Source organism: Exiguobacterium artemiae, assembly GCF_033342815.1.
Taxonomy (GTDB): domain Bacteria; phylum Bacillota; class Bacilli; order Exiguobacteriales; family Exiguobacteriaceae; genus Exiguobacterium_A; species Exiguobacterium_A artemiae_A.
The window spans coordinates 87,698-100,271 of sequence record NZ_JAWPEN010000005.1; the positions used below are offsets into that span (position 1 = coordinate 87,698).

General features: G+C 48.9%; 15 protein-coding genes. 3 read left to right on the top strand and 12 right to left on the bottom strand.

All coding sequences use genetic code 11. The annotated features are described in order from the left end of the window. Positions 1-64 precede the first annotated feature (64 nt). The 6 genes from R7V76_RS07140 to R7V76_RS07165 form a co-directional block, all read right to left on the bottom strand. Positions 65-652, bottom strand: a complete 588-nt coding sequence (locus tag R7V76_RS07140; protein WP_318091785.1) for a DedA family protein — start codon at positions 650-652, stop codon at positions 65-67. A 92-nt stretch (positions 653-744) separates the two neighbouring features. Continuing rightward, complete coding sequence (locus R7V76_RS07145; RefSeq protein WP_318091786.1) at positions 745-3,381, bottom strand: ABC transporter permease; 2,637 nt, start codon at positions 3,379-3,381, stop codon at positions 745-747. A 17-nt stretch (positions 3,382-3,398) separates the two neighbouring features. Beyond that, the gene (locus tag R7V76_RS07150) at positions 3,399-4,088 is read right to left on the bottom strand and encodes a BatA domain-containing protein (RefSeq protein WP_318091787.1); all 690 of its coding nucleotides are present in this window, start codon (positions 4,086-4,088) and stop codon (positions 3,399-3,401) included. A gap of 104 nt (positions 4,089-4,192) precedes the next feature. After that, positions 4,193-4,888, bottom strand: coding sequence for an ABC transporter ATP-binding protein (locus tag R7V76_RS07155; protein ID WP_318091788.1), 696 nt, complete (start codon positions 4,886-4,888; stop codon positions 4,193-4,195). A gap of 164 nt (positions 4,889-5,052) precedes the next feature. Then, positions 5,053-5,586, bottom strand: coding sequence for an AAA family ATPase (locus R7V76_RS07160; protein ID WP_318091789.1), 534 nt, complete (start codon positions 5,584-5,586; stop codon positions 5,053-5,055). Further along, positions 5,583-5,987: a group-specific protein gene (locus R7V76_RS07165; protein WP_131503779.1), complete on the bottom strand. Its 405-nt coding sequence runs from the start codon at positions 5,985-5,987 to the stop codon at positions 5,583-5,585. The genes R7V76_RS07160 and R7V76_RS07165 overlap by 4 nt, the downstream gene beginning before the upstream one ends. Before the next feature lie 92 nt (positions 5,988-6,079). Here R7V76_RS07165 and R7V76_RS07170 point away from each other — a divergent pair, with 92 nt between their 5' ends. Together R7V76_RS07170 and R7V76_RS07175 are read left to right on the top strand one after the other, a co-directional pair. Further along, positions 6,080-6,607, top strand: coding sequence for an RNA polymerase sigma factor (locus R7V76_RS07170; RefSeq protein ID WP_318091790.1), 528 nt, complete (start codon positions 6,080-6,082; stop codon positions 6,605-6,607). Next, positions 6,604-7,431, top strand: a complete 828-nt coding sequence (locus R7V76_RS07175) for a hypothetical protein (RefSeq protein ID WP_318091791.1) — start codon at positions 6,604-6,606, stop codon at positions 7,429-7,431. The genes R7V76_RS07170 and R7V76_RS07175 overlap by 4 nt, the downstream gene beginning before the upstream one ends. A gap of 5 nt (positions 7,432-7,436) precedes the next feature. Here R7V76_RS07175 and R7V76_RS07180 read toward each other — a convergent pair whose 3' ends face one another. After that, positions 7,437-7,832 (bottom strand): GNAT family N-acetyltransferase, encoded by a 396-nt coding sequence (locus R7V76_RS07180; protein ID WP_318091792.1) that lies wholly within the window; start codon positions 7,830-7,832, stop codon positions 7,437-7,439. After that, complete coding sequence (locus R7V76_RS07185) at positions 7,829-8,494, bottom strand: HAD family hydrolase (protein WP_318091793.1); 666 nt, start codon at positions 8,492-8,494, stop codon at positions 7,829-7,831. Before R7V76_RS07185 ends, R7V76_RS07180 begins: the two co-directional genes overlap by 4 nt. A 127-nt stretch (positions 8,495-8,621) precedes the next feature. Between R7V76_RS07185 and R7V76_RS07190 the strand changes: the two genes are divergently transcribed. Further along, complete coding sequence (locus tag R7V76_RS07190; RefSeq protein ID WP_318091794.1) at positions 8,622-9,500, top strand: alpha/beta fold hydrolase; 879 nt, start codon at positions 8,622-8,624, stop codon at positions 9,498-9,500. Position 9,501: 1 nt separating this feature from the next. Here R7V76_RS07190 and R7V76_RS07195 read toward each other — a convergent pair whose 3' ends face one another. From R7V76_RS07195 to R7V76_RS07210, 4 genes are all read right to left on the bottom strand, one after another. Next, positions 9,502-10,386 carry a sensor domain-containing diguanylate cyclase gene (locus R7V76_RS07195; protein ID WP_318091795.1) on the bottom strand — a complete coding sequence of 295 codons (885 nt, stop codon included), beginning with the start codon at positions 10,384-10,386 and terminating at the stop codon, positions 9,502-9,504. 233 nt (positions 10,387-10,619) lie between these two features. Continuing rightward, the gene (locus tag R7V76_RS07200; protein WP_318091796.1) at positions 10,620-11,384 is read right to left on the bottom strand and encodes an ABC transporter permease; all 765 of its coding nucleotides are present in this window, start codon (positions 11,382-11,384) and stop codon (positions 10,620-10,622) included. Beyond that, a complete protein-coding gene (locus R7V76_RS07205) occupies positions 11,381-12,271 on the bottom strand; it encodes an ABC transporter ATP-binding protein (RefSeq protein ID WP_318091797.1) in 891 nt (296 codons plus the stop codon). The genes R7V76_RS07200 and R7V76_RS07205 overlap by 4 nt, the downstream gene beginning before the upstream one ends. Further along, positions 12,255-12,497, bottom strand: coding sequence for a PLDc N-terminal domain-containing protein (locus tag R7V76_RS07210; RefSeq protein WP_318091798.1), 243 nt, complete (start codon positions 12,495-12,497; stop codon positions 12,255-12,257). Before R7V76_RS07210 ends, R7V76_RS07205 begins: the two co-directional genes overlap by 17 nt. Positions 12,498-12,574 lie beyond the last annotated feature (77 nt).

Genomic DNA, 12,574 nt, shown 5'->3' on the forward strand with positions numbered 1-12,574 from the left:
AATCGAATTTAGCTAAGTGTATCAATATTTTTTTGGAAATATCCTCAGAGAGTGGTAAATGAAGTCAATCTTCCAGTTGATCTTTTTTCAGATTTCGTCTTTTGATGACCGTTCGCACGAGTAAAAAAAGGAGGAAGCTGGCGATGATGATCCAGCTGAGGTGACGCACTGCAAATGTCGCGACAAGCGTCCATCGCTCCTGTAACAGATAACCGCTCGTCATGAAAAACAACGACCAGACGGTGAAGGAAAGTAATGTCGAGAGGGTGAACGTTGAAAAACGAATCCGTAACGTTCCCGCCATCAAACCGAATAAAGTCTTCCAGATCGGCGAAAGCAACAGATACCAGCCGCCGTACGTCCGAAGGTTCGCTTCGACCAGCTGCATCCGAACCGGATTGACATGAAGCAACCGCGTTAAGAAGGACAGGACCCGTTCGCCGCCGTAATAGGCGAGACCGTACAGAATGGATTGGGAAACATAAAATCCGACTAAACCGGCTGCAAACATCAACAGAAACGACATCTGATTCGAGGCCACCAAATAACCGGCATAGCCCATGATCAGTTCAGTCGGAATGAAATGGGCCAGTAAAGCGAGCAGGACACCCCAGTAGCTGTACAGTTCAAGCCACGATTGCCAATTTCCCATGTCGAACATCCTCTCTGTACGGAATTGATGTGAAATCAGTGTAGCACGAGTTCCTGTACAGCGAGTCCATCCTCAGGGGATTCACTTTAAAGTCAACCGGCGTCCTTCAGCTCCTGATACGGATTGACACGGGCCGCGATTTGCGCCGGCAACAGGGAAGCAATCGTTCCGAACAATACCGGCAGAAGCAGGGAGACAGCAATCAAAAGCGGCTCATCCCACGGGACGAGATCATACAAGACATAAATCGTGATGTAGGAGATGGTCAGGCCGACGATTCCGGCAACAAATCCGATCAGCATCCCTTCCAAGACAATCAACTGACGGACGGAACCGTTCGTCCAACCGACGGCTTTGAGGATGGCGAGCGACGCCCGGCGTTCAGTGACGTTCTGCCACATGATTTCCCCGGTCGTCAGAATCGCAATCGTAATCGCAACGCCCATCGTCACGTAATGCATCGGACCGACCTGTAAGGCAACGAACTGACCGAGCCATGATGTATACAGGACACCTTGCAGGTGGAACGTCACGAACAGGAAGAACGTCAATAGGGCGGTCGGTAAAGCGATCGACAGAATCGACAGCGCATTGCGTTTCCATTTGCCGAAGATTTCTTTCAGTGCCAGTGTCCAGGTCGACCGGAGACCGAGTTTAACGTGCGACGAGGAGGCATATTCACCCGTCTTGATCGCTTCGTACGGCGAGATTTTCCGGATCGTAAAGGCAGACCAGGCGGCACCGGCAAAGTAAATCACGAGACTGAACAGTGTGATCCAGAGCAGACTCCAACCGTTCATCGCCTCACTTCGGACATATGAGAAAATGCTTTCGACGATCAAAGCGACGAGGGAGACAAATCCGGCAAGCAGTGCCGCCTCGATCAGGACGATCCGGTACAAGTCCTTTGTCCGCCAACCGAGTGCCAGCAAGACGGCAAATTCCTTCCGCCGGGCGAGCATCGAGACATAACTTGTCGCGAGGACATAGACGATGGCAACAGCGAGCATCGCGAAGATGACACCGGAGAAGCCGACACTCGTTTCGCGGAAGATCGTCATCGCGGCACCGATATGGACCCACGGCTGTTCAATCCAGCCGAGTGTCTTGCCGTTATCGACGACTTTCGTCACGACGGGTTGCGGGGACGAACCCTTGGTGATTGTTGCCAGCAGTCCGGTTTCCTGTTCGATTTGTGTCTTGACGTCTTGCAGCAATTGTTCCGATTCTTCACTGACGGTCGTTGCGCCTTTGATTTTGAGCCGAATCGACGAGATGGCCTGTTTTCCGTTGACGGCAAACGCACTGTCCAGCGTTGTTAGGATGTTTGGCGAGTTCGTCAGTAAACCAACCGGATTACCGGACGTGTCGATTGACTTTGAAGGATTGACAGGATTGCCTTTTGCGTCAAGGACAAGATCTGCAGAGGACGGACGGTAGGTTTCCATCGGCAGTTCATTGAGCGGATCTTTTGATACTTTAATTTTGTTCGGATCATAGAGACCGACGACTTTAAAGGTGAGGTAAGGATACTTAAACGGAATTTCCATCTCGCTCGGATTTTTAACTTTTTTTCCGGTCGAGACAAGTGACCGATATCCTTTTGAAGGATGCGTCGACTCCGGAAAGTACCAGTTCTTTAAATGAATCGCAGAGGTGCTGACTTCAAAAGCATTTTTCCAGCGCGTCGGATATGGACTTTGGGTTTCCTCGAACTGAAGCGGACCTGATTTATACAGCAACTGGGCACCTGGAGCATCTTCTGCAACAAACGTCTGGAGGTTTGTCCCTTCCGACAATGTTTTAAGATATGTTTCTTCGACTTTAGAAGAAGGCATCTCAAGACGTTGGGTCAATTTGGCCGGATAGGTCTCAAGAATAGAATTTACACGCTCTCCGCCCGGCTGTTTCTGGGCCAATTCTTGGACCAGCTTTTCCTGATCCTGCTTGGTTTGATACGGGGCATCCAGCTTTTCAATCGTAAATTCATATGTCCCTTTATTAAAGGAATGCGGATTGACAAGAACCGGAATGATGTTGTCGTCAGCCCCACGAGGTGACTCATGTTGATCCAGTTGTGAAAAATACCGGGAATTATTTTTGGAACTGACGCTTTGATCGAGCCCGACTAGTCGGGCTTCCTCTTTCGGATCGACAGCGACGATCAGAACCGGATTACCAGCAGAGACATCCCGGAAGCTTTCCACCGGTGAGGTCGAGAAGGGGACCTTTTCAGGTAACTGGATCTTTGTTCCTTGAGCAATATGAATGAGGTCTTCGAATTGCTGTTCTTTACCGAGTCCTGTCTCGGTGTAAGTTGTTCTCTTGAAGCGGTAAATACCGGGCTCCTTTGGAAACGTCATGGCTTTCTTGAACATGACAAATGTGTTGGCGTAGCCCATGACAGCAATCGGTGCGGCGATATCGATTTCCTTCATCTGTTTGATGGTTTCGTATTGTTTTAAGGAAATCCCGCCATTGATACCGTTTAAATAGTTGGGTTCGAGCAGGTCACTTGATTCGGTCGACATTTGACTGCCTTTCGGCCGGACGACGATATCGTAAGCGGATGACCATTTTTTCTGTAACGTCTGTTCGACCGTGCCTTGACTCGAGTCGGTCAGGTTGAACATCAGACTGAGTCCGGCACTGATAATGAGCGCACCGACAAGCGTCAGGATGAATTTAAACCGTTGCCGGCGCCAGTGATTCAATACGAAACGTAGCATAAGGGATTCTCCTTTGTTTAGTAATCGGAAGATTGCTGTCGCAAATATGTTGTTAAATCCTGCTGAAAATGATGAAGTTCGTCTGCATCAAGTTCCTTGCGCTCCGCTTCCGTTGCGTAGCGGGTGATCAGATAGGGGGCAAGCGGCGTCGACAGATTAATCCGTTCGGTCCATTCCGTAACGGACTCGTAATCCCGTCGTTGCAACAGGTTCGGCAACTGCTGATTGAAGTCGAACAGAAGCAGCCGGACCGATTCCTGCGGCGGGACGGATTTCTTGGGTTTATCCGTCGGATGAACGGATAAGAGTTGGAGTGAGGCAATCTTTCTGTTGTTGATCGAAGTCTCGGTGAGCGGAAGAATCCGGAACCGCCGCTTGTTAAAGTGGTGATAGAGAAAAACTCCGATCAGCAACAGACCTGCCAACCACCAAGGTGATTTGGAACGGGCGGCCTCTTTGGTTGTCTTTAGGAAAGAGACCGATTCAGCCGTGTTTACTTTGCCGCGTGACGCGCCCTCGATTTTTTCCGTTTTTCCGGTTGATCCGCCGAGCGCTTCCCCTTCGGAATCTTCCGTCACAATGCCTTCGCCGCAGTTGTATTTGGAAAAAAGCAAGTTGGACAGCGTGTCCTTTCCGCACCCCCGTTCAACGATTGTTTCCTGTTCGGAAAAATCCGCCTGACGTACTGTCTGAAAAGCCGATTGCACCGCAAATGATAGTAGAAAAAAGAGGACACATGAACCCAACGTGAAACCGATCAGTCTGAAGCGCAGTGTTGTGATGATTTTCACCTCCTTTGCATACAAGGTCTTTATACACTGTGGGTGGTCTGTTTCCGCCGGTCTTCAACAATCCGGCCGTCCTGCATAAATAAAATCCGGTCCGCCCGTTCAGCCAGTGCCAAGTCATGTGTCACGAACAAAATGCCGCACTCTTCTTCCTGATGAAGATCAAGCAACAGTTGGAAAATCATCTCGCCGTTGACAGAGTCAAGGTTACCGGTCGGTTCGTCGGCGAGAATCCAGCGCGGACGATTGATCAGGGCCCGGGCAATCGCGACCCGTTGTTGCTGCCCGCCGGATAATTGTGCCGGCAAGGCATGCTGTTTTGCCGTCAGTCCGACTTTCTCGAGGATCTCCGCAATCCGCTCTTCTTTGTTGAAGTCGGTTTTTTGTTTCAGCAGGGGGACGAGCAGATTCTCTTTGACCGTCAACGCCGGCAACAGATGAAACTGCTGAAAAACAAAACCGATTTCCTGCGCCCGGAATTTTGACAGTTGCCGGTTCTTCCATTTCGTAATGTCCTGTCCGTCGTATGTAATCTGACCTTCCGTCGGCCGGTCGAGTGAACCGATCAGGCTTAAAAACGTTGATTTGCCAGAGCCGGACGGACCGACAAGTGCTGTAATTTCAGCAGCGGAAAACTGACAGTTTAATTCTTGCAGAACCTCACTCTGTAACCCTGCCTGACTAAACGTATGCGAAACGTCTTCCACAAAAATATCCACCGAATCACTCCTTTTACAAATTAAGGTAAAATAAGTGTAATATTATTTGAAAATTTTGTCTATTTAAAAAGGAGATGAAGAAACAAGAACGGACAGCTTTTAATTGACGAACAGGAAAGTCCGGCTAAACAACAAATTGAGCCGGACTTTCCTGTTTGAATTATTTATTTAGTCAGCCACTCCTTTTCCATAAGCAGATCATCCATCTCGGCCTTTGTCCGAATCCGGAGTAGGAGGTCGGCCTCATCCGGCTCAGGTCGTTCCAATCGTTGACGGGACAGAATCTGACGGTACTCTTCAGATCCGCGGATTTCCGTCCCGTCTTTCGTCGAGGCGGTAGCACGTGTCAACAGGACTTCTTCCGCAATATCAAAGTGAACGAGAATCCTCCGAAACTGTTCACGTGGAAACTGATTAAAAAAGCGGCTTCGTCCTTCTCGGGTCAGATTGGCATTACAAACCACCAGGTGCCCGTCGTACTGAAGCCGGGCATGTTTAATGATGGTGTCCGTCACTTGGTGCTTCAGTGTATTTGGTCCGTTCAGCGGTAACAGCTTCGCATACTGGTTGTTTAAAAACCGCGCGTGCACATCTTGATCGATGACGAGAAAAGACGGACTCGATTGTGCCAAACGATTGGCAAAAGTAGATTTTCCGGCATGCGTCTTTCCGATAGTCAACAGGACAATCCGTTTCATCGGACAGCCCGTTCCTTCATCGCGTCAAGGATTGTCCGGACCCAGTCGTCACCGGTGCCGACACACGGTGTCACATCACCTACATGATAAAACGTACTTGCTTCCGGACCGGTCCAACCGGTCGCGTCCGTCATACAGAGGAACACGGGGAGTTGTTTCGCGAGCGCAATCCCAAGTTCGACGTGACTGCCTTTACCGGCAGGCAAAACCAAAATCAAACAGTCACTTGCCTGTACGGCGTCGAGTTCCAGTTGTCCGATCCGGTTCAGTTCTGCCGCTGTTTCGACCCGCTCTGCTCTTGTCCAGTCGTATGTCAGCTGATGACCCTGCCGGATCAATTGATCATTAATGAAACAGACATCTTTGATATTGCGAAAGCTGCTGGCGGTATAAAAGTTCATGCATTCACCTCACATCTTATTTTTTACAGATTTTTGAAACTAAAACGGTGTATGCTCAGTCTAATGAAGAGAGAAGAAAGGAGGGAAGTCCCGTGTTCCGAAAAAAGCGTGCCGGAAGTTGGACGGATGAAACGTTCCTTGCGGCGTTATATGCCGAAGAACATTACATCTATCGGATGTCATTTCTATATTTGAAGCAGGAACAGGAAGCACTCGAAAACGTGCAGGAAGTTGCTTTTCGGGCCTGGAAGTATCGCAAGTCGCTAAAAGAAATCATGTATTTTAAAACGTGGCTGACGCGGATCACGATCAATGCGGCACTCGATCAGCTCAAGAAACATCAAACGCTCGTCTGGACGAACGACGGAATAGCGCATTTGAACGAACCGCATACCGCTTCGTTTGAACACGTTGTCGTGGACCAACTATTTCTGGCTGACTTACTCGATCGGCTCGACGTCAAGGAACGTTCATTAGTGACGTTACGCTATCAAGCCGACTATTCGCTTCAGGAAATCGCCGACCTGCTCGACATTCCGGTCAGCACCGTCAAAAGTACGTTGTACCGGGCAATTCAAAAATTACAGCGGCAACAACTAAAAGGAGGAGAGTCCGGATGAAACAGCAACTGGAGTCAGCGTTAGAAGAACTTCCCGTACCGGACAGCGTCCATAAACGGATGGAGCAGGGAATCCGCCGGACAAAACGGAAACACCGGTTACCGCAACTGATTTTGGAAGCCGGTCTGTTGATTGGATGGATGCAAGTCGACCGGATTGAGTCGTGGATACATCCGCCGACCGGGCAAACGACCGCTTCGATGATCCCGGGACTTGTTTATCAAGGGATGATCTATACCGAGACCGGGACGACGGTCTCCGAAGCAGCGGCACAACAGTTGCGCGGACGGAAGTTGGGCATGTCTGAAAACACGTTGACGGAAGAAAATGAACCGGCACGGTTAAACGATTCCTTTGCCTCGAACCTGGCAGACTATACGATTTACGAACTGGACGGCTATGCTCCGACAGTCCGGTTGCTCGCAATCGGTCAGGAAGAGGGCAAGCCAATGATCCGGATTCTGGACGGAACGACCTACGAACCGAACTATTTCCAAAATCTCCGCCTCGATCAAGGCATCACGCAAATCAGCTATCAAACTGAACGGACGCGGGAGACAGAGCAGAAAAAGCCGCTTGTTCCTTCCGCAGCCTGGACGGACCTGTTGACCGGTCTGAGTGCAGCCGCGCCGCTTTCAGACGCTGAACTGCCTGCGGAAAGACCGAACAATCAGCAGGTCCGGATTGTCGACGTGACGATGACCGACGGGGTCACGAACCAGTTTCAGCTGCTGGAAGGCGGATATGTGTTGTATGAACCGCTCCATGCTTATTTTGACGTGCAGGGAACGGCTTTTGAGACCGTTTGGAACGACATGAAATGAACCGTTTATTCGAAGGATTTCCGGAATCCGTAAAACGGGCGGAACGCCTGACCGCGGTAAAAACTTTCCGAACTGCTCGACGCGAGGACCTCGATCCGCGTCGTCGGATATGCCTCATGCAGACGGGCAAAAAGCTGTTGTGCGAGACCTTGGCCACGGAATTCGGCATCAATCAGTAATTCGCAAATGTATAATGTCACTTGCGTGTCGGTCATTCCGCGGACATACCCGACGATCTCACCCGTATGTTCGACGACAAGCGCCGCATTGGAATGTTGCCAAGCGAGTTTTGTCCGGTCATGCAGACGGACAAGCTGGTTCCAGCCTTCCGCTGCATTTAAGCGCTGAATCGCGGGGAAGTCCTGTTCCTGATAGGGGCGGATCTGATAGTCTGATTTCATCGATAAAACCTGCTTTCCTGATTGAGTCGTGTAATGAAAGTGGAGAGCTGCGACCAGTCGTGTAAGGTGCCGTCAACGGGCGTGGTCGATTTCAGAAGTGCCGGCATCCCGACAGCTTTAGCCCCGGCGACGTCATGCAACGGATGGTCGCCGATAAAAAGAACGTGTTCCGGTTTAAGTTCCCAGTCCTGAACGGGACGTAAAAACAACGTTGGATTTGGCTTGGAAAGACCAACTTCTTCCGAAATTAAAATCGGATCAAAAAAGTCCTGTAAACCGTGCGTTTCGATGACGGACCGTTGCAGATCGCTCCGCCCGTTCGTAATCAGACCAAGGCGGTAAGAGGGCGACAGCGACTCGAGCAAGGGAATCGTTCCCGGGAACAGGACACTCGTCTTGGCGAACCCGGTCAAGTAATCGTCGAGCAGCACTTCCGGGGAAACGTTCAGCTGAAAGTGAGCGACGAGTTGCTGATAGACGAGGTCTTTCCAAACGAGACCACGTTGATCCCATTCGATGAACAGGGTCTGGTAAGCATCAGCCGGACAGTCCGAGATCGGAGCGATCAAGCGGAGATGTTGATCGGCGATAAAACGCACTAAAGACATCTCGCGATCGAGCAACGTGCCATCGAGATCAAATAAGAGGGCTTGAATCGGCATCAGAAAACAACTCCTGTACATATTAAATATTTCAATTACCGTAATATTAACTAAAATAAAATTACGCGAACAAGAATAATTCAATTGTTTCTATACTACAAGTCCTGTCCACAAAAGGAGGTTCAACATGCATTTCAATGCTCCATCAGTCTATCCAAAACAATGGTTCGACACGAAATCAGCCGGAACACCGGTCGTCATTTTAACTGGAATGGGCTGTTCCTATGAAGAATGGTATGAAGTCATCCAGTCACTTCGACCCGCCCACAGGATTCTCAGTTTCCAACGCCATTCCTGGAAAGAAGGGGACGGTATTCACCGGACACGTCATGCAATAAAACAACTGCAGACGCTGTTAAGCGAATCAAACGTTGATGAACCGATTCTACTGATTGGTCATTCCTACGGGGGATTGATTGCTCAGGAATTTACGAAACTGTTCCCGGAATGCATCAGAGGCCTGGTACTGGTTGATTCCACATCCGTCGATTTACATGAACTTGATGCGCTCGATACGCCGGTTCTCGATGCGGTATCATCGGATGCCGCCTGGCAAGCGTTATGTCGGGACTACGCAATCAAAACAAAAGAACAACTCAAGCGATTGGTGCAGCCGGTCCTGACCGAGGCTCAGCAGCGATTACCCCAAGCAGTCCAGGACGCTCTAGTCGACTTTCAGACCGAACCAGATCTGTATGCGATGATGGATTCTGAAGTGGAACACTGGAAAACGGATGCGGCGCGGATCCGCTCCGGCCCGTTTCCGGACGTTCCCTTGATTGTACTCGGTCGGGACCCGGAACTTTCCATCCAGGATGGTATCAACGACGGCTTACCGGAAGATGAGTTGCGGCAAGTCGAAGAGACATGGCACCGGTTAGTCTTACGACAGGCAACATTAACGAAACAAGCTGTCTTCATCACAGCAACGGGTGCAGGACACGCGATTCATCTTGATCGTCCGGATCTTGTCATCTCAGCTGTAACCAAACTCGACGTCACCTGACTCATACCAACGTTTTCGACAGCTGCTTTTCTTGATACATCATTTGATCGGCCTTTCGTAACAAGTCCAGGATGTCTGTCGTCGCTGTTCGGTAAGCAAAACCAAGTGAAACCGACAACTCATGACGGTTAAAATCGCATCGCAATGCTGCAATTAAATCGAGCACAGTTTGTTCGGTCTCATTTTGACAGACGACGACGAATTCGTCCCCGCCGAGACGAAAGGCTTCTTGGCTGAACCGGCTTAGACAAAGAGCTGTCTGTTCGAGCAGAGCGTCTCCCGCCACATGTCCGAACCGATCGTTCACTTGTTTTAAGTCATTGAGGTCAAGGGTTATCAAACCCAGAGGAAGAAATGGACCGTCTTGCAACTTCGAAACCAGCCCATCAAACGCATGCCGATTGTACAGTCCCGTCAAGGCATCACGTTCGCACAGTTGCTCGAGTTCCTGCTGACGTGCTCTCGCGGCATCCATATTCCGGATGACACCCTGGACGGCAACGATTTCGCCGTTTTCATAAATCGGTGTCGTATATTCCTCAAACCAGATGTAGATTCCGTCGTTCGTCCGCCAGCGTTGCGGAAACGGCTCGTCATAGTTACAGTTGCCGGAGATTTTCGACATCAGAATCTCGACATCATCCGGATGAATCCGGTCGAAACAATCTGACGGGTCGGCATAACTCGCCTCGACCGTCCCGGCACCGATATGTTCATCGAGGGCCGGACTGATATAACGGAACCGGTAGACCGGTCTTACTTCAAAAATGTACATGATATCTTTCGAATGTTTTCCGAATGTCACGATCGTTGGCTGGACGGAAGACGACCGCTTCATTTTTTGGAACAGGAAGCGTCCAAGCAGCGTACATACAACTCCAATCATGATTCCGACCCACAGCACACGGGTTCACCTGCCTTATGTAGTTATTCCTTAATCTGAAGATGGAATGATTTGTAAAACCAGACACAGTAAAGTATAGCAAAGAAACTGTTTTCCATATACAAAAAATCCCATTTTTATTTCAAAGAGTCCTGAATAGCCTAAACACGGCACCCGCTTTGGCAGGTGCCGTGTTTTCGTAACCTTGAGAAGGTAGATGAAAGACCGTCAATTTTTCAATTTTTCAATTTTTTACTGGCCCACATCAGATTGAACAAAGTAAACAGGAGACACGAACAGATACTTACATAAGAAATAGCGGATGATCTGATCAGTTGATGTTCCGCGACGTTTAAAATCGACGAGGGTAACCAATCGGAAAACACAGGGTCTAGGTTCTTGAGGAACAGGAGAAGAAAGCTGATTCCGATGGCAGACACAGCAATCAACACCTGATGTTTTACATACATACTGATGACGATGACCAGACTGATCAGATAAAGAATCCACAGACTGTAGGGAATCGAAAAAGAAATCAATTTTGTCATCGGGAACGCGCCGAACAAATACACGGTACAGCCGTAGGAGGTCAGAATCCCGAATCCAAGACTGAACATGCTGATGAACCAATGGGCAATCAGTTTGGCGGAGACATAACAGTGGATCGAAACCGGGCGCGTCAGAATAAAATCCTGCATCCCGTTTTGACGGTCCGTTGCAATCAGTCCCATGAAGCTGATCAGTAAGATAATCAGTCCGATTTGATTGAATTGACCGGAAATGGTCGATAAAAATACTTCGTTTGCAGTGGGAGCCGGTTTGTCCGGGTCGAGGATGACTCCGATTGAACCGCCCATCTGTTGCAGAATGAGGTCCATATACAGATTAATCAACGGTTGGGTCAAACCGAGGAGAACAAAAAAAATCGTCAACCAGATGTATTTATATTCCTTTGCTGCTTCTGTCAGTTCTACCCGCACGAGCGCCGCGAACTGACTCATACATCTGCCGCCAGTTCGAGAAACATATCTTCCAGTCCCACTTCATGGAACCCGACGGATATCACGTCCAACTGTTTTAAAGAGCAGGCGGTTAAGACATGTTTGAGAGCGAATGTGTGTGTTCCGGTGATGAGAAAGGCGACAGGGGATAGTTTTTCTACAGTGACGGATGGAAAGCATTGTCGGACCTGATTGACTGATACGGCATTCCTGAACTGAAGGCGCACCTGTTGAAGATCAATCGTTTGATCCTCCCGGTAAAGGTGTTTGATGATCCGGCCGTTTTTCATGATGATATAACGGTCACAAATCTCCCGGATATCATGCAGTATATGCGTCGACAACAGAATCGTCATCCGTTGCTTCAGACGATCGATCAGTTTCCGGATTTCATTTCGCCCGATTGGATCGAGGGAGGCGACAGGTTCGTCTAAAATTAAAAATTGCGGCTCATGCAGAATGGCTTGCGCAATTCCGAGGCGTTGTTTCATTCCGCCTGATAACTGTTCGACCGGAACATCTTGTTTGTCCTGAAGACCGACTTCTTTTAATGTTTCTGAAATACGCTTCTGCAGCAACTCTTTTTTTATGCCGGATAATTTTCCGAAAAAGAGCAAAGATTCCCGGCACGTCATCCAGGGCTTGAAGTCCGTGTATTGCGATAAGTAACCGATTTGCTTTTTATAACGTTCAATCGGTTGATCCTGAAATGAAATCTCACCTGATTCATATGAAAGAATTCCCATCAGGCATTTGATCAGCGTTGTTTTACCTGCTCCATTGGGTCCAAGCAAGCCGATGCATTCGTTTTCCTGAATTGAAAAATCAATTCCGTCGAGAATTTTTCGTTTATTCAACGTTTTGTGGAGATTATGAATGGTAATCATGACGGATGCTCCTCCTTCCGACGATCAGGTACAGGATCGGGCCAATCAGTTGCATACTTAAAATGACGAATAACCAGACATACGGCAAAGCAATCTGTTTTTTTCGGTTCGACCAGTCAAAAAGGGTGATTCCGATCAGCAATACATGTAAGGCGAAAATCGGGATGAGGAGGGGAAGCCATTGCAGCCAGTCAATCTCAAGTAAAGGCGTTATCTCTGTATTCATACAGTCACTCCTTTCTATTATCATTATCGATAATGATAATTAATAAGTCAACCTGTTTTTACTTTTAATAAAAATTG